Here is a 23,507-nt window from a genome sequence, read left to right on the forward strand (position 1 = left end):
CGCGCAAAGCCCAGCGCGCGCCGCTGGGCGCGGCTGTCGTCGGAGCGCAGGATCGCGGGCCGCCGGTAGCCGCAGGCGGCCAGATGGCGGAACGCGGCCCGGCCCGCGTCTTCCTGCGAGAAACCGATGATCACGTCGAGCGGGTGGGGCGTGTAGTCCCACAGTTCCACCACCGGAATGTCGGCGTTGAGCAGCAGGCGCCGGGTGCGCGCCGTGTGCTCGGTGCCGGTCAGCACCACGCCTTCGGGCCGGCGGCTGAGCATGGCCGCGAGCCAGGTCTCTTCGTGCTCGGGGTCGTAGCGTGAAATGCCCAGCGTGGTTTCGTAGCGTTCGGCCGCCAGGCTGGTGACCAGCGCGTCGAGCATGTCGGAAAACAGCGAATGCCCCATCGACGGCACGATGGCCGCGACCAGGCGCGTCTGGCGCGAAGTCAGGCCGCCGGCGAGCGAATTGGGCACATAGCCCGATTGCTCCACGGCCTGGGCCACGCGCGCGCGCGTCGCCTCGGCCACGAGTTCGGGGCGCTGCAGCGCGCGCGACGCCGTGATCGGCGACACGCCGGCCAGGCGCGCGAGGTCTTTGAGCGTGGGGGCGGTGGACGGGCGCGAAGATCGTTGCGACATGGTGCTCGATGGTTGAGATGATTGCGTTGTCATGATAAGCCTGATGGCGCGCATTTCTGATTGATTGCAGATCGGTGTACGTCCCGATGAGCCATTGGGAGAAAGCGGGAATGATTGCGCAATCATTACAGGAGACACACGATGTACCGATCCCTGCCTGACCGGCGCGCTGCGCTGCTGGGCTTGCTGGCCGTGGCGGCCGCCCCGTTGGTCAGCCGGCCTATCGCGCCAAGCCCATCACGCCCTACAAGGGCGACACGCCGGCGATGACCGACCTGATAGGCAGCCAGGCCGATCTGCTGTTCGTTCCCGCGACTTCGGCGCTGCCGTTCGTGCGGGGCGGCAAGCTGCGCGCGCTGGCCGTGGCAGGCAGCCAGCGGCTGGCGAGCCTGCCCCATGTGCCGACCATGGCCGAGGCCGGTCAGCCGCGCGTCGTCAATTACTCCTGGACCAGCCTTGCGGGCCCGCCGGGCATGCCTGCCGACATCGTGCAAAAGCTCAACAAAGCTTGCCAGGACATTCTGGCCCAGCCCGATGTGATCGCGCGCATGACCACCATGAGCAACGAAGCCACGCCCGGAACCCCGGAGCAGGCCGCAGGATTCATCGCCGCGGAAGTCGCACGCTGGACCGACGTGGTGAAGACCGCAAACATACGCATCGAGTGAACATGCTTCTTACCAACCACTTCAAACATGCGCTGCGCGCAGGCCGCGCCCAGATCGGCGTCTGGTCGACCATTCCCTCGCCCTATGTCAGCGAACTCATTGCGGGGGCGGGCTACGACTGGATGCTGCTCGACACCGAGCACACGCCCGCCGACGTGCCGCAGATGCTGCAGCAACTGCAGGCCGTGGCCGCGGCCCAGCCCGCGCCTCACACGCAGCCCACACAGGCCGTGGTGCGGCCCGCGTGGAACGACCCGGTGCTGATCAAGCGCTATCTCGACATAGGCGCGCAGACGCTGCTGCTGCCTTTCGTGCAGAACGCGCGCGAAGCGCAGGCGGCCGTGGACGCGATCCGCTACCCGCCGCACGGCATACGCGGCATGGGCGGCTCCACGCGCGCCGCGAACTTCGGCCGCACCACCGACTACGTGGCGCGCGCCGCCGATGAGCTGTGCCTGCTGGTGCAGGTGGAGACCGGCGAGGCGCTGGAACAGATCGAGGCGATCGCGGCCGTCGACGGCATCGACGGCATCTTCATCGGCCCCGCCGACCTGTCGGCCAGCCTGGGCTATCCGGGCCAGACGCGCCACCCGGAAGTCAGCCGTGCGATCGACGACGCCATCCGCCGCATCCGTGCCTGCGGCAAGGCGCCGGGCATTCTGATGGTCGATGAGGCGCGCGCGCGCGAATGCCTGGCGCTGGGCGCGCAGTTCGTCGCCGTGGTGCTCGACACGCTGGTGCTGCGCGACGGGCTGGACGCCACGGCGCGGCGCTTTGGCGGCGAGGCCGCCGCCGCGCCGGTCAGCAGCTATTGAGCTGGGCGCGCCGCGCCTGGCCTGTTTTTTCTCTTGCAGCGGCCTGCGCCAAACGCGGGCCCAGAACCGGAAGACCGCCTTTCATGAAACGTTCCCCCGAGTCCCTGCGCAGCGCACGCTGGTTCGCCCCCGATGATTTCCGCTCCTTCGGCCACCGCTCGCGCGTGCTGCAGATGGGTTATGGCTACGAGGACTGGATGGGCAAGCCGGTCATCGCCATCGTCAACACCTGGAGCGATGCCAACCAGTGCCATGCGCATTTCAAGCAGCGCGTCGACGACGTCAAGCGCGGCGTGCTGCAGGCCGGCGGCTTTCCGCTGGAATTGCCCGCAATCTCCCTGTCGGAAAGCATGGTCAAGCCCACGACCATGATGTACCGCAACTTCCTCGCCATGGAGACCGAGGAGCTGCTGCGCAGCCACCCGGTCGACGGCGCGGTGCTGATGGGCGGCTGCGACAAGACCACGCCGGGCCTGACCATGGGCGCGCTGAGCATGGGCCTGCCGTTCATCTACCTGCCTGCCGGCCCCATGCTGCGCGGCAACTGGAAAGGCAAGGTGCTGGGCTCGGGCTCGGACGCGTTCAAGTACTGGGACGAGCGCCGCGCGGGCCGGCTGTCGGACCAGGCCTGGAACGAGATGGAGGCCGGCATCGCGCGCAGCCACGGCACCTGCATGACCATGGGCACGGCGGCGACCATGACCGGCATCGCCGAGGCCGTGGGCCTGTCGCTGCCCGGCGCCTCGTCGATTCCCGCGGCCGACGCCAACCACATTCGCATGAGCGCCGCGACCGGCCGGCGCATCGTCGACATGGTCTGGGAAGACCTCACGCCCGCGAAGATGCTCACGCGCGCCAACTTCGAGAACGGCATTGCCTGCGCCATGGCCATGGGCTGCAGCACCAACGCCATCATCCATCTGATCGCCATGTCGCGCCGCGCCGGCCATGCGGTGAGCCTCGACGACTTCGACGCGTTCAGCCGCCGCGTGCCCGTGCTCGCCAACATCCGCCCCAGCGGCGACGCCTACCTGATGGAAGATTTCTTCTACGCGGGCGGCCTGCGCGCGCTGCTCGAACGCATACGCGGCCACCTCCAGACTGAGGCACTGACCGCCAACGGTCGCACGCTGGGCAACAACATCGCGGGTGCCGAGGTCTACCACGACGACGTGATACGCCCGCTCGACAAGCCGATCTACGCCGAAGGCGCGCTGGCCGTGCTGCGCGGCAATCTCGCGCCCGGCGGCGTGGTGATCAAGCCCAGTGCCTGCGCGCCGCACCTGCTGCAGCACACGGGCCGGGCGCTGGTGTTCGACGACTACCCCAGCCTGAAGAAGGCCGTCGACGACCCCGATCTGGACGTGAGCGGCGACGACATCCTGGTGCTGCGCAACGCAGGCCCGCGCGGCGCGGGCATGCCCGAGTGGGGCATGCTGCCGATTCCCACCAAGCTGCTCAAGCAGGGCGTCAAGGACATGCTGCGCCTGTCGGACGCGCGCATGAGCGGCACCAGCTACGGCGGCTGCCTGCTGCATTGCTCGCCCGAATCGGCGGTCGGCGGCCCGCTGGCGCTGGTGCGCACCGGCGACCGCATCACCGTCGACGTGCCCGCGCGCAGCATTCATCTGGAAATCAGCGACGAGGAACTCGCGCAGCGCAAGGCCGCGTGGACTGCGCCGCCAGAGCGCTATGAACGCGGCTACGGCTGGTTGTTCGGCCGGCATATCCTGCAGGCCAACGAAGGCTGCGACTTCGATTTTCTCGAAACCAGCTTCGGCAAGGCCGTGCCCGAGCCCGACATATTCTGAAGCGCGGCGCCGGCGCATGACTGCCTCGGCGACAGGGTGGCATGGCGCAAGGCCTGGCGGGCGCCGATTTCGTGTCACCATGTGCGGTGCCGCCCGCAGTGCGCGCGCCCATGGCCGCCCTGCGTTTCGACCCGTGACCGGAGTTCCGGTCGTCAGAATGATGGAAAGAAGATCCCTTATGAGCGTTTCCTACCCCAATGTCCAGCTGCTGATCGCCAACAACTGGGTGAATGCCGACAGCGGCAAGAGCATAGACGTGCGCAACCCGGCCACGGGCCAGGTCATAGGCACCGTGGCCCACGCGGGCATTTCCGACCTGGACCGTGCACTCGCCGCGGCGCAAAAAGGCTTTGAAGTCTGGCGCGACACCTCGGTCTACGAACGCGCTGCCGTCATGCGCCGCGCCGCCGCGCTGCTGCGCGAACGCGTGGAAGAAATCGCCAGCGTGCTGACGCAGGAAAACGGCAAGCCCCTGGCCGAAGCCCGCGTCGAAATCAACGCCGGCGCCGACATCATCGAATGGTTCGCCGATGAAGGCCGGCGCGTCTACGGCCGCATCGTTCCGGGCCGCAATGTCGCCGCCCAGCAAATGGTGATCAAGGAGCCCGTGGGCCCGGTCGCCGCTTTCACGCCCTGGAACTTCCCGGTCAACCAGATCGTGCGCAAGATCGGCGCGGCCCTGGCCACGGGCTGCTCGTTCCTGTGCAAGGCGCCCGAGGAAACCCCGGCATCGCCGGCCGCGCTGCTGCGCTGCTTTGTCGACGCCGGCATTCCCGCAGGCGTCGTGGGCCTGGTCTTCGGCGACCCGGCGGAAATCTCCAGCTATGTGATCGCCCACCCCGTGATCCGCAAGGTCACGTTCACCGGCTCCACCGCCGTGGGCAAGCAGCTGGCCGCGCTCGCGGGCCAGCACATGAAGCGCGCGACCATGGAACTGGGCGGCCATGCTCCCGTGATCATTGCCGAAGACGCCGACGTGGCGCTGGCCGTCAAGGCCGCGGGCGCGGCCAAGTTCCGCAATGCCGGACAGGTCTGCATCTCGCCCACGCGCTTTCTGGTGCACAGCAGCCTGGTCGGCGAGTTCAACAAGGCCTTCGTGCAGTACGCGCAAGGCCTCAAGCTCGGCGACGGCCTGGCCGAAGGCACGAGCCTGGGCCCGTTGGCCAACCCGCGCCGCGTCACCGCGATGCAGCAGGTCGTGGCCGATGCACGCCAGCGCGGCGCCGAAATCCTCACGGGCGGCGAGCGCGTGGGCGACAAGGGCAACTTCTTTGCGCCCACGCTGATCGCCAACCTGGAGACCGACTCCGACCTGTTCAACCAGGAGCCGTTCGGCCCCATCGCCGGCATCCGCGCCTTCGACCGCCTCGAAGACGCGATCAGCGAAGCCAACCGCCTGCCTTACGGTCTCGCGGCCTATGCGTTCACGCGTTCGTTCAAGAACGTGCAGCTGCTGTCCAACCGTGTCGAAACCGGCATGCTGTGGATCAACCAGCCCGCAACGCCTTCGGCCGAACTGCCTTTCGGCGGCATCAAGGACTCGGGCTATGGCACCGAAGGCGGCCCCGAAGCGCTCGAAGCCTATCTCAACACCAAGGCGGTGTCGGTCGTCGGCATCTAAGAGCCGCAGCCGCCGCGCCGTTCAGGCCGGCGGCAGTGCGTGTGGCGCGATGCGCTGGGCCTGCAGAAACGACTGGATCAGCAGGCTGCGGCTGCGCTCGCGCGCATAGTAGAGATAGGTGCTGGTCGTCGCCGGATCGCCATCGATGCGAATCGGCACGAAGCGCGGGTCGGCAATGAATTCCGCTTCCGACACCGCGCCCACGCCCAGCTCGCTTGTAAAAATGGACCGGATGCTTTGGCGAAAGTGCGCTTGTCTGGGCCTTCAAAGGCAGACGGCGATGTTTGCTTACGTCGATTACGAATGTGCAGCGCCTGGGTGCTTGTTTTTTGGCATGGAACCAGGAAAATTCTTGCCATGGAGTGCACCAAGACACTGCGCCTGCGCGTCAAGGACAAGCACCGTAAGGTCTTGTCTGAAATGGCGCGTGACGTCAATCAGGTCTGGAACTTCTGCAACGAAACCAGCTACCGCGCCATTCGCGAACGCCATCAATTTCTCAGTGGCTATGACCTGCAAAAACTGACCAATGGTTTCAGCAAATGTGACGGCGTGCACATTGGATCACCCACTTCGCAGCAAGTCTGCGAAGACTACGCGAAAGCTCGTAAGCAATTCAAGAAGGCCAAGCTGCGTTGGCGTGTCTCCAATCCTCTGAGCAGCAGATACAGCTTAGGCTGGATCCCTTTCAAGGCACGGGCGTTGAGGTTCAAAGCGGGGCAGATCGTCTTTGCAGGTCAGCACTTTTCTTTGTGGGACAGCTACGGCCTGTCCGACTACCAGTTACGCGCTGGCAGCTTCAGCCAGGACAGCCGTGGGCGCTGGTAGTTGAATGTGGCTGTGAAGGTGCAAAGTCAGCCCAGCGCAGGCACAGCCAGCGTGGGCATCGATCTTGGCCTTAAAGAGGCGGCCGTGGCCTCGGATGGCCAGCGCATCGAAGGGCGCTTTTATCGCCGGCTGGAAGCCAAGCTGCGCATCGCCCAACGCGCGCAAAAGAGACCTCGAGTCAAAGCGATCCACGCAAAAATAGCGAATCGGCGCAAAGACATGCTGCACCAATTCAGCACGCAGTTGGTCAGAAACAACGCCGCCATTTTCGTGGGCGACGTGGCCAGCGCCAAGCTGGTCAAAATCAAGATGGCCAAGTCCACACTGGATGCGGGCTGGGCCATGCTCAAGGCGATGTTGGAATACAAGAGCCATCAGGCCGGTATCGTCTTCGAGGTAGTCAACGAAAGCTACACCACCCAGACTTGTTCGTGCTGCGGGACTATTCCTGCCAGCAGTCCGAAGGGTAGAGCAGGTCTGCGAATGAGAGAGTGGGTTTGCAGCGACTGTGGCACGCGCTGCAACAAACATTCTCGCGGCGGGACATCGCCGTCTTGCAGAAGGAATCGTCGCAGCTTCTGGCCGGTGAGGATGTCAAATGAAAGAAATATGTCGTTCCCATCATCGAATGGCAGACGGCGCGTCCATTCGTCGCTGACTCTGAAGCTTTTGCCGTCGTCGTGAGTAATCAGACCGGCAAGCGCCTGGAAACGCGTCGCCATTACGTTCAAGGATTGTTCATCCAGCGCTATCTTGCGCAATCCTCAAGTGCCATGGCGCCGTTCAGCGACCAGATGCAGCGTAACTATACCGAGGTGCACTGCATGGACGGGCGCGTGATCAACGCCGTGAAGGCCTTGCGGTGTGCCTTAGGGCCGGTTCACCGAACTTTTCGCCGCGCGGGAGCAGGGCGCGCACAAACCTTTGGTCGGCGTTCATACAAAGGCCTCGTCTCCATGTCCTTGCAGATCGTCAAGGTCGACGACACCGTGCCGGGCATGTGGACCGTGGGGCTGAGTCTGTCGGGCAATGAAGTCGGCTATTTTCTGAAGGAATACGCGAGCGCGCCGGCCGCCGAAGTGTCCGACCGCATCGCCGTCGCCGACGCCAAACTGCGCGCGGCCGGGGCCCACTGTGTGGTGCAAAGCGTGCGCGATCTGCCTGCTGTGCTGCTCGATATCGCGGCGCGCATGCGTGTGGGGGAGACGGGTGTATTGACAATATAAACAGCGGGGGCTCGATATACCGTTCGTCCTGAGCTTGTCGAAGGATGAACGGCCTGCGCTCAAGTCATGAAGACGGGCCGTTCATGGTTCGACAGGCTCACCACGAACGGGTCACTGTTTTGCCACCGTTTGCCAAAATCGATCACCTTCTAAATCATTGATTTATTTGGCAAAAAAAGCTGTTTCTTGAGAGCTTGCCTCGCCGGCCGCGTCGAAGGACGAACGCCCTGCGCTAGATAAAGGCAACGCGGACTTCATGCCTACCCCCGCTCCCCGCGCAATGCCGTGCCCAGATAGTCCACAAACACGCGTATGCGCGCCGCAAGTTCCGTATTGCGGTAATAGACAGCGTTCACGGGCTGCAGCTGCTCCACGGTATGCGCAATCAGCAGCTGCACCAGATCGCCGCGCGCGCGGTCGGCCTGGGTCATGAAGTCGGCCAGGCACACAATGCCATGGCCGGCGAGCGCGAGCTGGCGCACGGTTTCGCCGCTGGACGCGCGCAGGCCGGGCGTGATTTCGTAGTCTTCGCCGCCCGCATGGCGCAGCGGCCAGCGGTTGAGGCTTTCGGGTTGGGTAAAGCCTATCAGGCTGTGCTGGCGCAGATCTTCCACCGTGCGTGGTTTGCCGTGGGCCTTGAGGTAGGCCGGCGACGCGAGCACGCGCAGCGCAAAGCGCGCCAGCGGCGTGGCGTGCAGCGTCGAGTCGCGCAGCGTGCCTATGCGAATGCCCACGTCGGTGCGCTGCTCGATCAGATCGATCAGGTCGTCGTTGCTGTTGAGCTCCAGCTCGATATCGGGGTACTGGGCGCGAAAACCCGCGAGCAGCGGCACGATGGCGTGCAGCATGAAAGGCGAGGCCGCATTCACGCGCAGCCGGCCCGCGGGGTGTTCGCGGCGCGCGGCCATCTCGTCTTCGGCCGAGGCGACGGCGTCGAGCACGGCGCGCGCGCGCAGCAGGAACAGGCTGCCTTCCTCGGTCAGCGCGAGCTTGCGCGTGGTGCGCCGCAGCAGCGTCGTGCCCAGCTTTTCCTCGAGCCTGCGCAGCGTGCGGCTCACACCCGACACCGTCTGTGCGAGCTGCTCGGCCGCGGCGGTGATCGAGCCGGTGTCGATCACGGTCACGAAGGCCTGGAGTTCATCAAGGGTGGTTTTCATGGATTGTTGATTCTGAGTCAACAGTATTGTGATGATGCAAGGCTTTATCTGCAAGTATCCGGGGAGCATAGTACGGCTATTCCACTTCCAGGCCTCTGCCATGCCACTTGCTCTTCTCGCGCTGACGATCAGCGCCTTTGCCATCGGGACGACCGAATTCGTCATCGTCGGCCTGCTGCCCACGCTGGCCGCCGACCTGGCCATCAGCCTGCCGTCGGCAGGGCTGCTGGTGAGTCTTTATGCGCTGGGCGTCGCCATCGGCGCGCCCGTGCTCACCGCGCTGACCGGCAAGCTGCCGCGCAAGCTGCTGCTGCTGGGCCTGATGGCCTTGTTCACGGCCGGCAATCTGCTGGCGTGGCAGGCGCCCAGCTATGAATCGCTGGTCGCGGCGCGCGTGCTCACGGGCCTGGCCCATGGCGTGTTCTTCTCGATAGGCTCGACCATCGCCACCAGCCTGGTGCCGCGCGAAAAGGCCGCGAGCGCCATCGCCATCATGTTCACCGGCCTCACGGTGGCGCTGGTGACCGGCGTGCCGCTGGGCACGTTCATCGGCCAGCACTTCGGCTGGCGCGAGACTTTCCTTGCGGTGTCGCTGCTGGGCGCGCTGGCCTTTGTCGGCAGCTGGGTGTTCGTGCCGCGCAAGCTGCGCCACACGCCGCCCGCATCGCTGGCCCAGCAGGCCAAGGTGTTGACGCAGCCGCGGCTGCTGCTGGTCTATGCGACCACGGCCATTGGTTACGGCGGCACTTTCATTCCCTTCACTTTCCTCGCCGCCATCCTGACCGAAATCTCGGGCTTCAGCGCCGGTGCCGTGGGCTGGGTGCTGCTGGTGTATGGCGTGTCGGTCGCGGCCGGCAATCTGTGGGGCGGGCGCCTCGCCGACCGCAAGGGTGCGATTGCCGCGCTCAAGATCATCTTCACCGCGCTGGCCGGCGTGCTGCTGCTGCTGAACTTTACCGCACCCCATGCCTGGCTCGCGCTGGTCACGGTACTGCTGTGGGGCGCGGTCGCGTTCGGCAACGTGCCCGGGTTGCAGGTCTATGTGGTCAAGCAGGCCGAGCGCTTCGCGCCCCAGGCCGTCGACGTGGCTTCGGGCCTGAACATCGCGGCCTTCAATCTGGGCATTGCGGGCGCGGCCTGGGCCGGCGGCCTGATCGTGAGCCACTGGGGCCTGAAGCACACGCCCTGGATAGGCGCTGCGGTGGTGCTGGTGTCGCTGGCATTGACCCATTGGAGCGGCGCGCTCGATCGCCGCGACGGCGCGGCGCTGCGCGCCAAGGGACGGCCTTCGGCAGCCCACTGAATTTCTTTTCTCTCTTCTTTTTTCAACGGAGCATCCATGACGACTTCCATTCAAATTCCTGATCTGGGCCTGGGCACTTTCCGCCTGACCGGCGCTACCGTGATCGACTCGGTGCGCAATGCGCTCGAAGTCGGCTACCGCGCCATCGACACCGCGCAGATCTATGGCAACGAGGCCGAGATCGGCCAGGCGATGGCCGAAAGCGCTGTGGCGCGTGACCAGCTGTTCCTGACGACCAAGATCTGGACCGAGAACCTGGGCGGCGCGCAACTGCTGCCCAGCCTGCGCGAAAGCCTGGCCAAGCTGCGCACCGAGCAGGTCGACCTGACGCTGATCCACTGGCCTTCGCCCGCGGCCGCCGTGCCGCTGACCGAAACGCTGGACGCGCTGATGCAAGCCCGCGAGCTGGGCCTGACCCGGGCCATAGGCATCTCCAACTTCCCGGTCGCATTGCAGCAGCAGGCGATTGATGCCGTGGGCGCGCAGAACATCGCCACCAACCAGATCGAGCTGCACCCGCGGCTGCAGAACCCGGCGGTCGTCGCCCATGCCAAGCAGCACGGCATTCGCATCACTTCGTACATGACGCTGGCGTATGGCCAGGCGCTCAAGGAGCCGCTGATCCAGGCGATTGCCGCCGCGCATGGCGCGACCGCAGCCCAGGTCACGTTGGCCTGGGCGCTGGCGCGCGGCTTCGCGGTCATTCCTTCGTCCACGCAGCGCTTGAACCTGGCGAGCAATCTCGGCGCGCTGCAGCTGCGCCTGAGCGCGGCGGAACTCGCGCAGATCGATGCCATGGACCGCGGCGAACGCCTGGTAAACCCCGACGGCCTGGCACCGACCTGGGACTGAGAACGGGCAGGGTGGGGCAGGGCGCTAAGATGTGGGCATGGACCTTATCGTCAATTTTTAGCGGCTAAAGCCCTGGCCGCTCCCGCCCACCGTGTACCAAGAAATCTTTCTGCGCAACGTGCTCAGACTGCTGGACGAGAAGCAGATGACCAAGCAGGCCTTGGCGCAGAAGGCCGGCATGTCCGTTTCGTTTCTCTCCGATCTGACCCATGGCAAGGCCAATCCTTCGCTGAAGATCATGGCAGCGCTCGCGCAGGCGCTCGAAGTGCCTTTGCCGCAACTGCTCGAAGTCGCTGATGCCGCTCCCGCGCTGCAGGAGCCTGCGGCCGGCTATCGCGCGCGCCGCAGCCTGCCTGCCGGCATGGCGCGTGTGGACGCGGTGCTGACCGATTACCAGGCGTTCAATGTGCGCCAATGGGACGAGGCCAACCGCAAGAAGATTGCCAAGGCCAAGCGCCGCGCGCCTTGAATCGCGGCCGTGCGTTTTAGCGGATAAAAATCGCCTGCCGCTCAGTCTTCCCAGGGCAGTTTGTCCGATGCGTCGGGCGCGACTTCTGCGGGGCCGGTAAAGATCGTGCCGGTCGCGGCCGGCTTGCGTGCGGCTTGCGCAGGCGTCGACGCAGCGGCTTTCCTCACCTGCGCCATCACATCACCGCCCTGGGACTTGAGGTCTGCGGGCCACCAGGCCTGGAACGGCTGGATATCGACACCCAACGGCACATACCAGCTGCGCTGCTGCGGGTCCCAGCGCGCTCCCAGACCTTTTGCCTGGTCCTTGGCCGCGAAGGGAACGTTGAGTAGGAGTTGGGCTTGTTTCATGGGCTCTGATCTTAAGCGCAGCCTGCGGGTTTTCCCGGCAATGTATCCTGCAGCGCGGCCGCAGCCATGCGTCCAGGGCGACTGTGCGGCAGCCATCGCGTGCGCAGGCTTTTCATCGAAACGGAACCGGGAGTGGACCAGCATGTCCGAAGTGACTGAATTCAGCAACGACCCCACGGTCTACCAGGCGCTGCTGGAATCGACCCAGGCCATTCCCTGGAAAATCGACTGGGCCAGCATGACGTTTGCCTATATCGGGCCGCAGATCGAGCCCTTGCTCGGCTGGAGCCGTGAGAGCTGGCGCAGCGTCGAAGACTGGGCGCTGCGCATGCACCCCGACGACCGCGAGCGCGTGGTGAATTTCTGCGTCACCCAGTCGCAGGCCGGCGTAGACCATGAAGCCGACTACCGCGCGCTGACGCGCGACAACGGCTATGTCTGGATTCGCGATGTAGTGCACGTGGTGCGCAACGACCAGGGCGAGGTCCAGGCGCTGATCGGCTTCATGTTCGACATCAGCGAGCGCAAGAAGACCGAGGAACGCCTGCTCGCCTTGCAAGGCGAACTCGAAGCACTGTCGTTCAAGGACGGGCTGACCAACATCGCCAACCGCCGGCGTTTCAATGCCAGCCTCGAGCTCGAATGGGCGAACGCGCGCCGCGATCAGCAGCCACTGTCGCTGCTGATGATAGACATCGACTTTTTCAAGCAGTACAACGACCTGTACGGCCATCTGCGCGGCGACCAGTGTCTGGTGGATATCGCGCAGACATTGAACCTGGCGCTCGATGGCCCGCGCGATCTCGCCGCGCGCTTTGGCGGCGAGGAGTTCGTGATCCTGCTGCCCGGCGCCGATGCCGACATGGCCTGGAATGTCGCGCAGCGCTGCCAGCGGCTCATTCAGAAGCAGGCGATCACCCATGCGCTGTCGCCGCATGACCGCCGGCTTACGGTCAGCATCGGTGTAGGCACCATCACGCCCGACGAGCAAGCGAATCCGTCGGGATTTGCGGACTCGATCGACCAGCAACTGTATGCGGCCAAGAACAATGGCCGCAACCGTATCGAGCGCATGCAACTGCAGGCGTGATCAGGTCAGATTCAAACCGCCGTCCGACAGCAGAATCTCTCCCGTCAGATAGTTGGATTCCACCAGCATGGCCACGAGCTGGGCGATGTCTTCGGGGCTGGCGGCGCGCCGCATGGGCGCGCGCTCCTTCCAGAGTTGCTGGGCCTGTGTCCAACTTGCGGTCAACGGAGTGTCGACCAGGCCGGGCGCCACGGCGTTGACGCGTATCTCGGGCGCCAGCGACAGCGCAAGAAGGCGTGTCATGTGATTCAACGCGGCCTTGCTCGCGGCGTACGGTATGGACGCGCCCTTGGGCCGCACGCCCGCATGCGAGCTGATGTTGACCACGCAGGCCGGGCGCCCCGGCTGCGCCGCCGCGCGCAGCGCCGATTCCGCCAGCGCCACCAGCCTGAAGGGCGCGACCACATTGACTTCGTGCATGGCGTGCCAGATATCGGGCGTGGCGGCGGCCAGATCGGCATGGGCAATCACCTGGCTGATGCCGGCATTGTTGACCAGCACATCGAGCCGGCCCCAGGCGTCAACCGCCTGCTGCACCAACCGTGAGCGGTCGGCGTCCTGGGCGAGGTCCGCCTGTATATAGATGGCTTGCCCCAATTCAGCGGCCAGCGCACGGCCTGCTTCGACAGAACTGCGCGAATGCAGCACGACGGCGAAACCGTCGCCGGACAGCCGGCGCGCGATGGCTGCGCCGATGCCGGAAGCGGAGCCGGTGACAAGGGCGACGGGACGGGATGCGGGCGTGATGGCAATGGTCATGAAAGGCAGTTCGGACAGCGGTGGGAGTCAGGTGGTTGCAGGCAGCTGAATCTCAGGGAGTGGTGCGCCATATCGGGGATATCGCTGCGTGCATCTATGCGCAATGGGTCAGCGCTTGGATTTGTGCGGCTGTGCGTTGCGGGTTCTGGCGAGATCTGGGTGACTCGCTGTGGCCATTATTCGCTGTTTTTCCATGCGTCGTGCAGCGCGTGGAGGAACTTCTTGCGCCGTCTTTCCTGGCATTCAGCTGCCGTGGAGAACGTCTCAACGGTTCTCTATGATCAATCGAATGCAGCTTACATGAAATAAAGGAGCAAAGCTTATAACGGTAAGCGACAACTTCGCAGCAATCTATCTGGAGCTTGCGGTGCCGACCAACAGACAAGATTGTGCGGAGTTGACTGCCGGCCTGCGGTCCGTGGCCTTGGCACGCGGCGCTGGCTGGCCTTCGTGGCAAGTGTGTGGGGCGGGCCTCACCTATCTATATAGATGCGAGGGCGCAGCCAGGGGCAGGCATCGCGCCATTGCGGCCATGGAGATTTGCCGTGGCGCGAAGCGCCATACCGATACCGTTTCATGCAGTTTGCTGTGGACCAGTCCCATGCTGCTGAGGGAGCGTGCGGGCCGACATGCTTTGCCGTCGACTGGCCTGGGCTTGCAGGAAAAGCCCACCGTCCAGGCCTTGAGACGGGGCTGCTGGCCCCTGGCCTGCGGCTTGCGCCGCAGGCGGCTTCAGCGGCAATACGCGCCGGTGTGAACCACGCTAAAAATGGGCAGGGACAGGGCCTTGGCGGCAGAGCCCGCTGTGCTGCCAAGCAGAAAAACAGCCATCGAGCGCAAGCGATTTCAGCGGCTAAAGTGATGCTTGCTTTAACTCAACACAGCTTACATGAAATACTTCTTCAGCTTTAACAAAACACAACGCATAAACGAACATCACATGTAAGCGACATCCAAGCATAACAATGAAATAGGTTTTGGAGTGAGCGCCAACCTTATCCGTGCCGCAGCAGTCTATGATCGACCTGGTCAAAACCACGGCTGAAATGGCACACATCCAAAACTCCGACGGGCTAATGCAAACACCTTGTGCTCGGCTCCGGCACGGGAACCGGAGCTGTGACACCGCGTCACAAATCCTCAGGTTCTTCGTCAGCAGATGGTCATCGTTTTCTGTACCGCCCGTTGCATGTGTACCGGCTTGGAGGTTTTCAGACGCTGGGCGCATCTCTGCGAAAATGTCATAAACCACACAATCTTCGGCAACAGCCGCCCGGAAGATCCGCACCTCTGATCAACCAGAATGCGCCAACTCTGGCAATTGTCTCGCATCGCAGCAATGTCCCAAGCTTCTATTGTTCCAGGGAAAAGCTTGCCGACGATGCTCAGGGATTGAGAGTTTTTTTGCGCGATGCAAGAAAAAACTTGTCAACATTGTTGTTCGGCCTTATGCTTCGCTTCTCAAACATGAGATACGTTGGTTAATGCCATGGCTAGAGCGATTCAATTCAAAACATCTGTAGCGACAGCTTTGTCAGGCTTGGATGTTTCCGCAAAAAAGTTGCAGGAGTTGGTGGGTCGTGAAAAGCCTGAAGGCCAGCACCACATGAAGTACACGCCGGCAGACATGCGGGCTGCGCGTTACCGTGCGGCCGGCCTGGTTCCGCCGACCACCGATGCGCTGCCGCTGGGTTCCACGAATCTTCCGCCGGTCATCGTGACCCGGATGACCAAGGGTGGCGTGGGCAAAACCAGCGTTTCAGTGAACGTTGCCTCATCCTTGGCAATGATGGGTTTTCGGGTGCTGGTGATCGATGCCGATCCCCAGGCGTCCGCGTCCAATCTGCTTGGCATTGATACAACTGGTTACGAAACCGACATTCGCCACATCGGACACTTTCTGCGCAAGGCCGAGAAAGAACCCGATGCCGAACTGCCTTCGGCCATCAAGCACATCTATGAGGGCGGATTTCTCGACCTGATTCCCGCCGACATCACGCTGGCCGAAACCGACGCCAGCCTGGTGGCGGTCATGGCCAGCCATGCGCGCGCCCAGCTTTTCCTGAACCGCAACGGGGCGTTCCTGTCGAGCGCCTATGACGTCATCATTGTCGATACCGCACCCGGCACCACGCCGATCGGTCTCGCATTTTCGTTTGCCGCGAAAGTGTCGGGCAAGGTCTTGACCATCGTCGAGCCCGAAGGCAGCTGCCTGCGCGCACTCGATTCGCTGGCGTCCAATCTGGCAGAAATCCAGTCGGTGACCGGCGCTGAAGTCGGCATGGAAGTGGTCATCAACAAATACCATCCCAGCCTCAAGCATGTGCGCGAGAGCATGGGCTTTCTTTATTCGAAGTACGGATCGATGCTCAACGACTCGATCATTCCGCAGTTTTCCGGGTTTGCGCGCCAGTTGAACCCCAACGCCCGTGAAACCGCGCCGCTGGTCGAAGTCGAGCCCAGCTCGGTGGGCGCGGCCGCCATCTATGACGTCGCCAAAAGCCTGATTCGCAGCTACCGCATCACCATGCCAGGTATGCCGGTTGGAGAATGACCATGGCCAAACCACCGCCAAAGCTTTCCGGCCTGATCAGGAGCGGATCCGTCGTTCCGGCGGTGCCGCTGCATGCGCTGCCCGATATGCCGGTAGCCAAGCCCGATGCAGAAAGTGCGCCGGCCAGCAATGATGCGCAGACCGCTGCGCCCATGCGGCCACAGGAACGTTATGTCCAGCAGATCAGCCTTCAGCTGATCGATGCCAATCCCTTGGCGCCGCGCGAGGTCTATACCTCCGAAATGATTCTTCAGCGCGCGGAGAACCTGCGCACCCAAGGTCAGCACGATCCGATTCACGTCATTCCCAATCCCAATGCCGCGGGCCGGTTCATCATCTGTGATGGCTGGACGCGGGTCCAGGCATGCCGCGAGCACAAGGTTTTCGAATCCTTGCTGGCGGAAGTCCACCTGGATCTGACGCTGGAAGAATCCGCCTGGTTCGGCTACGAACAGAATGAATGCCGGCAGCAGCACTGCGACTTCGATCGCGCGATGTTCTATGAAAAGCTGATCATCGCGGGCGAGTCTGCTTCCGATATTGCGCGCCGCGCCAAGCTCTCCAAGACACTGATGAGCTTTTACCGTGCATACGCAAAGCTGCCGGAAGATCTGCTGGAGCTGGTACGCCAGCATCCCGAAAAGTTTGGTGCCAATGCGGCATATCAGTTGCTCAAGGTGCACGAAAAGTGCGGCCAGCGGCGTGCGGTTTCGCTGGCGAACAAATTCGCAGCCGAAGATCAGCCGCTGCGCTGGTTGTCGAACCAGGTGCAGGCTTTTCTGAACCCCTCGGGTTCCAAGAGCGCGAGCCCGTCCAAACAGATCAAATATTCCAACGGTTATTACAAGCAGCGCGGCGACGTGTTCGAAGTCTCGATCGCCGTGCCCGACGACAAGCGCCTGGCGTTTGCGACCGCGCTTGAAAACCTGCTGGATACCGTCGCCGTTGTGTTGCCCGCCGAACCTGAAAAAGCGGTGGCCACCGATAAGCCCGGGCTTCATGACTGAAACCGTTTATACGCATAAACAAGCCGCCGTGCGCAAGCCCGTGCGGCCTGTTTGCTTTATGCGCGCCCCGTGGATGGGCGCGCAGGTCTTTCAGCACCTTGTTTCTGGCGCCGTGCGGACGCCGGAGGCGGTTTCGTACGCTGTCGATACGCATGAACTTCAGATCCGATGCACGCTGGAAAGCGTCTTGAACATCGTGGTCGACCGTGGAGTTCATGCGTATCCGCAGACTTTGTCCGTGCTGCAGATGAGTGTGTCGCCCCTGGCGCCATGCACCTCTGTTTATACGCATAAACCGGCTCGCCAATCGGCCGGACAGCAGGGACATGAACTGAAGGATGGCTACAGCCTGCTTGCCTGGTCTGCAGACACTGTTTATACGCATAAACAGCTGCTGGCCCCCAGGGGGCAACGGCCAGCCCCTCGACGAGGGCACCGACGGCCCACCCAATGTGTTTATACGCATAAACACCCAACCGAACCCCGCCCAGAGCGGGGTTCGGTGCGTCTGGGCCATCAAAACGGGAGAACCACCATGACTTAAGTCTCAGCGCTTTCGTTCAGAAAACAATAAACCCTCAAAGCGCCAACTTTGAGGGTTCCTTGTGAATCTTGATGATTCGTCTCAAATTCCCTTCAACCGACGGAAATCGGTCAAAAGCTCTCCGAATGAGCGAATAGTAAGGGAACTGGGAAGAAGTCGTCAAGGGATTTTCGTGTCCTTTGGAGACCGCGATGGAAAAACTCGCCCCTACTGTTTACCCTTCGATGATTGCGCGCGCCTGTTCGGCGCTGGATGAGTCGCCTTTGTTCCGCGACATGCCCGACGGCTATCTCCGCGTGATTTTTCGCATCATCAAGAAAATCAACCTGATTCGGCTGAATTCGCCAATTTTGGCCAGTCGCGGCACACTTGCCTCGGAATCGGGAAAATCGGTGGAAACGGTGCATCGCGTCGTCAAATGGCTGGAAGACCACGGACTGATCGAAAGAGTGCAGAAAGCCCGCGCCGGGCTGCGCGGTTCCAGCTCGCCACTCATTCCAACGCTCAAGCTGCTCGAAGCGCTGCTGCTGACCGACAACCGCCATGCGGGCAAACCCGCAGTCGTCGCACCCGCAGCACCTGTGGCGCAACAGGCACCCGCGCCTGCATCCAGCCGTGCGTCAGACCCCGGTGCGCAGTTCGAGACCTTCGGCAAACTCAAGCTGCCCTCTGACCTGGCCTGGCTGGTGCGCGAACAGGGCATGCAAGGCACGGGCGTGCTGCAGCTGATGAAACTCGCCAAGCAGACCCAGCAGCGCTTGTCCGATGTGGTGGGCGTGACGCGAAAATACCTGGAAAAACTCGAAGGGCGCAGGCTTTACGCCTACCTGCGCGCCCTGCTGAGCAGCGACAAGGACTTCGGTCAGCGCGCGCAGGCGGCAAGCAACGAAGCGCTCGCGTTGCAGCAGCAGACCTATTTGCAGGAAAAAACGGCGGCGTTTGCCGGCCAGACTTTCCAAAGCCGCGATGCCAAGCTGCTGGTCACGGTCGACGCCTGCGGAATGCTGCTGGAAGAACGCGAGGGCCGGCGCGCCGCGCGACCCATGTGCCAGACATTCCTCGATGCCATCGCCGCGGGCCGCTTGATCGCCCGGCGCGATGCTTGATTGGCTTCACCGAATGCAAGCGAAATGTGGATAACTTTCCGGCTACCAGACGTCAGCGCTGACGCCTCTAAATCAGAGTTTTAAAACCACAATCTAAAGAGAACAACCCGCTGTGCGTGCTTTTTTTTCGCCACCGACCATGAATGCCCACCGGAGCCACGTCGACCTTGCTGGGCAAGGATCGACCGGTACTGCGGTGCACGGCAGCAAGCCTGTCGTTGTCATGCCGGTCAGGCGCAAGGCCTTGATTTCTGGTGCGTGCATTGCACCTGGAATGGTCAGCCAGCCAAACGGGTCGATGCGCCACGTTGTCAACGCCGAAACCTTGGCCCATGCTCACCATGCCTGTCCCATGTCCAGCACACCGCGTAAAAGCGCTGAGAGCGAAGTTCGGCAAGCAGGCGCCAAGTCACGGCGAAATTGCACCGCACAGCCGCCGCTTAGGGGCAGCTCCTTGGGCAGCAACTCGGCGAGGTGCCGGCATGAGGCCATCGTCACCCGTCGCCAATGCATGGCGACATCGGCGCCAAGGCCTGAGCGCACGGCTGTCTGCGCCAGGCAGCTTGCGCGGTGCAGATCTGCGCGCGCGGATGCACGCGAAGCGCACGGTGAAACAAGGCGCGAACATGCCGGAAAATTTATTTTGCATTCACTGCATCCAAACCGCGTTCTGGTGGGTAGTACCAGTAGCAGCTCATCGAGTTGCCTGGTTTCCCCCCCAATTTTCTTCTGGAGAACTTCCATGAAAACGCTTTCTGCTTCCATCCTCGCACCCATCGGCATCATCACTTCGGCGGTATTGCTCACTGCCTGTGGCTCGATGGACAAGTCGCAGCACTTCAATCCCATGAGTGTTCCGGAAAGTGTTCGCGTGCCTGCAGGCAACAAGGTCGCCTGGGAAACCACGACAGCCCGCGGCCAGATCACCTATGAATGCCGTGACAAGGCCAACGCCCCCGGCCAGACCGAATGGGTGTTTGTCGGTCCCCAAGCCGACCTGATGGATCGCAGCGGAAAGAAAGTGGGCACTTACTATGGCCCGCCAGCAACCTGGGAAGCGCTGGATGGCTCCAAGGTCACCGCCACACAACTGGCCGTTGCGCCTTCGGGCGACGGCAACCTGCCCTACCAACTGGTCAAGGCCAACCCGGCGATGGGCAGCGGCGCGATGACCGGCGTCACCTATATCCAGCGCGTGGCCTTGAAGGGCGGCGTGGCCCCGGCAGCGGCCTGCATGGCGGGCAACAAGGGACAACGCCAGATCGTGAATTACCAGGCCGACTACATCTTCTGGAAGTAAGCCATGCCAGGTCCTGGGCCCGCGGCCCGGGACTGGGTCAGTCCGCTGGCGGCTTCTCGCCGCAAGCGGATGAAAGCGTTTCGACGAGATAGTCGATCATGGCCCTGACCTTGGCCGGCGGGCGCCGATCGGGCGGGAACAGCACATGCAGGCCTCCCAGATCAAGCGCCGGCTGGTCAAGTTCCAGTGCCACCAGCGTGCCGCTGGCCAGCGCATCGGCGACGATGAAGTTCGGCTGGTAGATCACACCCTGGCCGCCCAGGGCGGCGACGAGCAGCGCATCGCCGTTGTTGGCCTTGAGGTTGCCTTGCACCGGCACCTGGATGTCTCCCGCAGGGCCAAAGCCCCAGGTGCCCCGCCCCTGCAGCGGTGAGAGCGTATAGCTCAGGCAGTTATGTGCCGATAGTTCGGCAACGCGTCGCGGTGTGCCGTGGCGTGCGAGATAGCTGGGTGCGGCACAGATCTGCATGGGGCAATTGCCCAGGCGCCTGGTCTTGAGCGCGCTGTCCGTGAGATGGCCTATGCGTATCGCCATGTCCCAGCCTCCCTGTATCAAATCCTGCTGGGCGTCGCTCAGCCCCAGTTCGACTTCGACGTTTGGATAGCGGCGGCTGAATTCGGGCAACAGCGGCGCGATGAAACGCGTGCCGAACGACAGCGGCAGGTTCATGCGCAGCCTGCCAACCGCTTCAATGCGCTGGGCCGCGACTTCCGCTTCGGCTTCGTCGAGTTCCTGCAGGATGCGCCGGCTCGCGGCCAGGTAGTCCGTGCCCGCGTCGGTCAAGGTCAGGCGGCGCGTGGTGCGGTGCAGCAGCTTGACGCCCAAGCGCGCTTCGAGCGCGTCCACATGTTTGGTCGCCATGGCGGCCGACATGCCCAGCGTGCGGCCGGCGGCCGACAAACTCGCATGGCTGGCGGCCTGCACGAAAACTTTCATACCGGTATAGCGATCAAGCATTTATTTCGCACCATTAGTAGGAGCTGTTGGTCTTAAGTAATGGATTCTATGTTTTATGGATTGAAATTATCATGGAACCAAGGCCCCAATAAAACAGGAATTTCCCATGACCACCCATGCTTCGTCGTCCGTGTCCACCCCGCAGCCGGTGCTGTTCATTCCCCATGGCGGCGGCCCCTGCTTCTTCATGGAGTGGTCGCCGGCCGACACCTGGAACGGTCTGGCCGAATTCCTGCGCGGCGTGGCGGCCACGCTGCCCGCCAGGCCCAAGGCGATCGTGCTGGTCTCGGCGCATTGGCAGACGCCGGGTTTCAGCGCCACGGCCGCGGCCCAGCCCGGCCTGATCTATGACTACTATGGCTTTCCCGAGCACACCTACCAGCTGACCTACCCCGCGCCGGGCGCACCGGCCCTGGCCGAACGCATCGCGGCGCTGATCGCCAGCGCCGGCTTCGAAAGCGGCGTGGATGCGGCGCGCGGCTTCGACCACGGCATGTTCATTCCGCTGAAGGTGATGTTCCCCGAAGCCGATATACCGGTGGTGCAACTGTCGCTGCGCGAAGACCTGGACCCCGCTGCCCATCTGGCCATGGGAAAGGCGCTGGCGGCGCTGCGCGCCGAAGGCGTGCTGATCATCGGCAGCGGCATGAGCTTTCACAATATGCGCGGCTATGGCGATGCGCGCTACACGGCGCCGTCGCAGGCGTTCGATGACTGGCTGACCGCGGCCGTCGAGGCCGAACCGGGCGCGCGCAGCGCGGCGCTGCGCGACTGGGCCGGCGCGCCGTTCGCGCACCACTGCCATCCCGCAGGCCACGAGGAACATCTCATTCCGCTGATGGTTGCCGCGGGCGCGGCCGGCCAGGACCGTGGCCGCCAGGTGTACTCGCAGCGGGTGATGCAGACGCAGTTGTCGGCTTATCGCTTCGGTTGAGGGCCGCAGCGCGCCGTCAAGGCGCTGGTCCATGGCATCATTCATTGTGCGGCACGTTTCAACGTCGCATCCCTGGCGGCGCGCTCGCGCGGCTTCAGGGGCGCTGCGATCCATGGGCGTGAAAATCTCACTTGTCTGGAGCCTAGACCTTGCCTGTTCACTTCGATGATTTCGACTACGAGGCCACCTTGCTCGCCTGCGCCGCGGGCGAGCGTGGCGCGATGCAAAGGCTGTATGAACAGGAAGCCGGCCGCCTGTTTGGCGTGGTGCGGCGCATCGTGCGCGATGGCGCGCTGGCCGAAGACGTGCTGCACGATGCCTGCGTCAATATCTGGACGCGCGCCGCGAGCTTCGATCCCGCGCGTGGATCGGCGCGCGGCTGGATCTACAGCGTGGCGCGCAACCTGGCCTTGAATGCGCGGCGCGACGACGCGCGCGATGCCGATGTGCCGCACGAAGCCTTGCAGGCGATCGACGACCAGGCCTCGCTCGCGGCCTGGGAAGCGGTGAGCCGCTCGGACCAGTGGGCCGACAGCGCGGGCCGCGTAGGCCATTGCCTGGCCGAACTCGAGCCGGTGCGCCGCGACTGCATCATGTATGCCTATGTCGAAGGCCTGTCGCAAAAGGAAATCGCCGCACGTGTCGAAGCCCCGCTGGGCACCGTGAAGGCCTGGATACAACGCAGTCTCGTGGCCCTCAGGGCCTGCATGTCATGAATCAGACGATTTCCCCGAGTTTCCCCGACAACGCGGACAGCGCGCAGCAAGCACTGGCCGGAGAATATGTGCTGGGCACCCTCACGCGCGAAGAGCGCCAGGCCGTGGACGCGCTGCTGCCGAGCAATCCGGCGCTGCGCGAAGCCGTCGATGCCTGGCAGCAGCGCTTTTTGCCGCTGGTGTCGCTGGTCGAGCCGGTGCAGCCGTCGGCCCATCTGTGGCAGCGCATCGAGCGCAGCCTGGAGCAGGCAGCCGCTGCGTCGCCCGTGCCGGCGGCGCCCGTGCGCGCGGCGCGCAAGGCCTTGCCGTGGTGGCGCGATTTCGAATCGCTCGCACTGTGGCGCGGGCTGACGGCCGGAGGCTTCGCGCTGGCCACGCTGCTCGCCGCGCTGCTGGTGCTCAAGGTGGCCGCACCCCTGCCCGACACGCGCTATATGGTGGTGCTGGTGGCACCGCAGGATAAGTCGCCGGGATGGGTGATGCAGACCAGCAGCGCTCGCAAGATCGAGCTGATTCCCTTGGGTGCGATGGAGGTTCCGGCCGACAAGGCGCTGGAGCTGTGGACCAAGGCCGATGAATGGAATGCACCGATTTCGCTGGGCCTGGTCAAGCCGGGCGAGCGCGTGGAGGTGCCGCTGGACCGGATTCCCGGCGTGCAGGCCAACCAGTTGTTCGAGCTGACGCTGGAGCCGCCCACGGGCTCGCCGACAGGCCGACCCACCGGGCCCATCCACTTCATCGGCCGCTCGGTCAAGGTATCCTGAATGCGGTGAAAAACAGCCTTCGATCGGGCTGTTTTCACTGCTTTCAGCAGCT

General features: G+C 63.6%; 24 protein-coding genes. 18 read left to right on the forward strand and 6 right to left on the reverse strand.

Annotation, left to right across the window (positions count from 1 at the left end):
- The coding region (locus KHY18_RS21670; RefSeq protein WP_213304790.1) for a LacI family DNA-binding transcriptional regulator at positions 1–623 on the reverse strand (623 nt) is incomplete at its 3' end.
- A gap of 236 nt (positions 624–859) precedes the next feature.
- Between KHY18_RS21670 and KHY18_RS21675 the strand changes: the two genes are divergently transcribed.
- The 4 genes from KHY18_RS21675 to KHY18_RS21690 all read left to right on the forward strand — a co-directional run bounded on the left by KHY18_RS21675 (position 860) and on the right by KHY18_RS21690 (position 5,538).
- Positions 860–1,291: a Bug family tripartite tricarboxylate transporter substrate binding protein gene (locus KHY18_RS21675; protein WP_349630328.1), complete on the forward strand. Its 432-nt coding sequence runs from the start codon at positions 860–862 to the stop codon at positions 1,289–1,291.
- Between the two features lie 2 nt (positions 1,292–1,293).
- Entirely contained in the window at positions 1,294–2,106 is an 813-nt protein-coding gene (locus KHY18_RS21680; RefSeq protein ID WP_213304794.1) for an aldolase/citrate lyase family protein, read from the forward strand.
- Positions 2,107–2,189: 83 nt separating this feature from the next.
- Positions 2,190–3,917, forward strand: a complete 1,728-nt coding sequence (gene araD, locus KHY18_RS21685; protein ID WP_213304796.1) for an L-arabinonate dehydratase — start codon at positions 2,190–2,192, stop codon at positions 3,915–3,917.
- 178 nt (positions 3,918–4,095) lie between these two features.
- On the forward strand, positions 4,096–5,538 hold the full coding sequence (locus KHY18_RS21690; protein WP_213304799.1) for an NAD-dependent succinate-semialdehyde dehydrogenase: 1,443 nt from the start codon (positions 4,096–4,098) through the stop codon (positions 5,536–5,538).
- A gap of 21 nt (positions 5,539–5,559) precedes the next feature.
- Here the strand turns inward: KHY18_RS21690 and KHY18_RS21695 are convergent, their stop codons facing one another.
- Positions 5,560–5,742 (reverse strand): hypothetical protein, encoded by a 183-nt coding sequence (locus KHY18_RS21695; RefSeq protein ID WP_502769377.1) that lies wholly within the window; start codon positions 5,740–5,742, stop codon positions 5,560–5,562.
- A 153-nt stretch (positions 5,743–5,895) separates the two neighbouring features.
- Here KHY18_RS21695 and KHY18_RS27175 point away from each other — a divergent pair, with 153 nt between their 5' ends.
- The 3 genes from KHY18_RS27175 to KHY18_RS27185 are packed head-to-tail and all read left to right on the forward strand — an operon-like array spanning position 5,896 to position 7,592.
- Positions 5,896–6,366, forward strand: a complete 471-nt coding sequence (locus KHY18_RS27175) for a hypothetical protein (RefSeq protein ID WP_249729288.1) — start codon at positions 5,896–5,898, stop codon at positions 6,364–6,366.
- A 51-nt stretch (positions 6,367–6,417) separates the two neighbouring features.
- Entirely contained in the window at positions 6,418–7,050 is a 633-nt protein-coding gene (locus KHY18_RS27180; RefSeq protein ID WP_349630327.1) for an RNA-guided endonuclease InsQ/TnpB family protein, read from the forward strand.
- A complete protein-coding gene (locus KHY18_RS27185; RefSeq protein ID WP_249729290.1) occupies positions 7,047–7,592 on the forward strand; it encodes a hypothetical protein in 546 nt (181 codons plus the stop codon). Before KHY18_RS27180 ends, KHY18_RS27185 begins: the two co-directional genes overlap by 4 nt.
- A 260-nt stretch (positions 7,593–7,852) precedes the next feature.
- Here KHY18_RS27185 and KHY18_RS21710 read toward each other — a convergent pair whose 3' ends face one another.
- Complete coding sequence (locus tag KHY18_RS21710) at positions 7,853–8,749, reverse strand: LysR family transcriptional regulator (protein WP_213304802.1); 897 nt, start codon at positions 8,747–8,749, stop codon at positions 7,853–7,855.
- Between the two features lie 100 nt (positions 8,750–8,849).
- Between KHY18_RS21710 and KHY18_RS21715 the strand changes: the two genes are divergently transcribed.
- From KHY18_RS21715 to KHY18_RS21725, 3 genes are all read left to right on the forward strand, one after another.
- The gene (locus KHY18_RS21715; protein WP_213304805.1) at positions 8,850–10,052 is read left to right on the forward strand and encodes an MFS transporter; all 1,203 of its coding nucleotides are present in this window, start codon (positions 8,850–8,852) and stop codon (positions 10,050–10,052) included.
- Between the two features lie 36 nt (positions 10,053–10,088).
- The gene (gene dkgB / locus KHY18_RS21720) at positions 10,089–10,904 is read left to right on the forward strand and encodes a 2,5-didehydrogluconate reductase DkgB (RefSeq protein WP_213304807.1); all 816 of its coding nucleotides are present in this window, start codon (positions 10,089–10,091) and stop codon (positions 10,902–10,904) included.
- A 91-nt stretch (positions 10,905–10,995) separates the two neighbouring features.
- On the forward strand, positions 10,996–11,373 hold the full coding sequence (locus KHY18_RS21725) for a helix-turn-helix domain-containing protein (protein ID WP_213304809.1): 378 nt from the start codon (positions 10,996–10,998) through the stop codon (positions 11,371–11,373).
- A 41-nt stretch (positions 11,374–11,414) separates the two neighbouring features.
- Here KHY18_RS21725 and KHY18_RS21730 read toward each other — a convergent pair whose 3' ends face one another.
- A complete protein-coding gene (locus tag KHY18_RS21730; RefSeq protein ID WP_213304811.1) occupies positions 11,415–11,723 on the reverse strand; it encodes a DUF5710 domain-containing protein in 309 nt (102 codons plus the stop codon).
- Between the two features lie 142 nt (positions 11,724–11,865).
- On the opposite strand from KHY18_RS21730, the gene KHY18_RS21735 reads away from it, so the two are divergent.
- A complete protein-coding gene (locus KHY18_RS21735) occupies positions 11,866–12,813 on the forward strand; it encodes a sensor domain-containing diguanylate cyclase (RefSeq protein ID WP_213304813.1) in 948 nt (315 codons plus the stop codon).
- Here the strand turns inward: KHY18_RS21735 and KHY18_RS21740 are convergent, their stop codons facing one another.
- Complete coding sequence (locus tag KHY18_RS21740; RefSeq protein WP_213304815.1) at positions 12,814–13,572, reverse strand: SDR family NAD(P)-dependent oxidoreductase; 759 nt, start codon at positions 13,570–13,572, stop codon at positions 12,814–12,816.
- A 1,477-nt stretch (positions 13,573–15,049) separates the two neighbouring features.
- Here KHY18_RS21740 and KHY18_RS21745 point away from each other — a divergent pair.
- From KHY18_RS21745 to KHY18_RS21760, 4 genes are all read left to right on the forward strand, one after another.
- Entirely contained in the window at positions 15,050–16,126 is a 1,077-nt protein-coding gene (locus tag KHY18_RS21745) for a ParA family protein (RefSeq protein ID WP_249729291.1), read from the forward strand.
- A 2-nt stretch (positions 16,127–16,128) separates the two neighbouring features.
- On the forward strand, positions 16,129–17,133 hold the full coding sequence (locus KHY18_RS21750) for a ParB/RepB/Spo0J family partition protein (protein WP_213304817.1): 1,005 nt from the start codon (positions 16,129–16,131) through the stop codon (positions 17,131–17,133).
- Positions 17,134–17,868: 735 nt separating this feature from the next.
- The gene (locus KHY18_RS21755; protein ID WP_213304819.1) at positions 17,869–18,783 is read left to right on the forward strand and encodes a hypothetical protein; all 915 of its coding nucleotides are present in this window, start codon (positions 17,869–17,871) and stop codon (positions 18,781–18,783) included.
- A gap of 742 nt (positions 18,784–19,525) precedes the next feature.
- Positions 19,526–20,083, forward strand: a complete 558-nt coding sequence (locus tag KHY18_RS21760; RefSeq protein ID WP_213304822.1) for a DUF3455 domain-containing protein — start codon at positions 19,526–19,528, stop codon at positions 20,081–20,083.
- 37 nt (positions 20,084–20,120) lie between these two features.
- Here the strand turns inward: KHY18_RS21760 and KHY18_RS21765 are convergent, their stop codons facing one another.
- A complete protein-coding gene (locus KHY18_RS21765; RefSeq protein WP_249729292.1) occupies positions 20,121–21,020 on the reverse strand; it encodes a LysR family transcriptional regulator in 900 nt (299 codons plus the stop codon).
- A 127-nt stretch (positions 21,021–21,147) separates the two neighbouring features.
- Here KHY18_RS21765 and KHY18_RS21770 point away from each other — a divergent pair, with 127 nt between their 5' ends.
- From KHY18_RS21770 to KHY18_RS21780, 3 genes are all read left to right on the forward strand, one after another.
- Positions 21,148–21,975, forward strand: coding sequence for a DODA-type extradiol aromatic ring-opening family dioxygenase (locus KHY18_RS21770; RefSeq protein ID WP_249729293.1), 828 nt, complete (start codon positions 21,148–21,150; stop codon positions 21,973–21,975).
- 149 nt (positions 21,976–22,124) lie between these two features.
- Positions 22,125–22,691 (forward strand): sigma-70 family RNA polymerase sigma factor, encoded by a 567-nt coding sequence (locus KHY18_RS21775; RefSeq protein WP_249729294.1) that lies wholly within the window; start codon positions 22,125–22,127, stop codon positions 22,689–22,691.
- Entirely contained in the window at positions 22,688–23,455 is a 768-nt protein-coding gene (locus tag KHY18_RS21780) for an anti-sigma factor (RefSeq protein WP_213304828.1), read from the forward strand. Before KHY18_RS21775 ends, KHY18_RS21780 begins: the two co-directional genes overlap by 4 nt.
- Positions 23,456–23,507 lie beyond the last annotated feature (52 nt).

It is taken from the genome of Acidovorax sp. CCYZU-2555, assembly GCF_018413525.1.
Lineage (GTDB): Bacteria > Pseudomonadota > Gammaproteobacteria > Burkholderiales > Burkholderiaceae_C > Comamonas.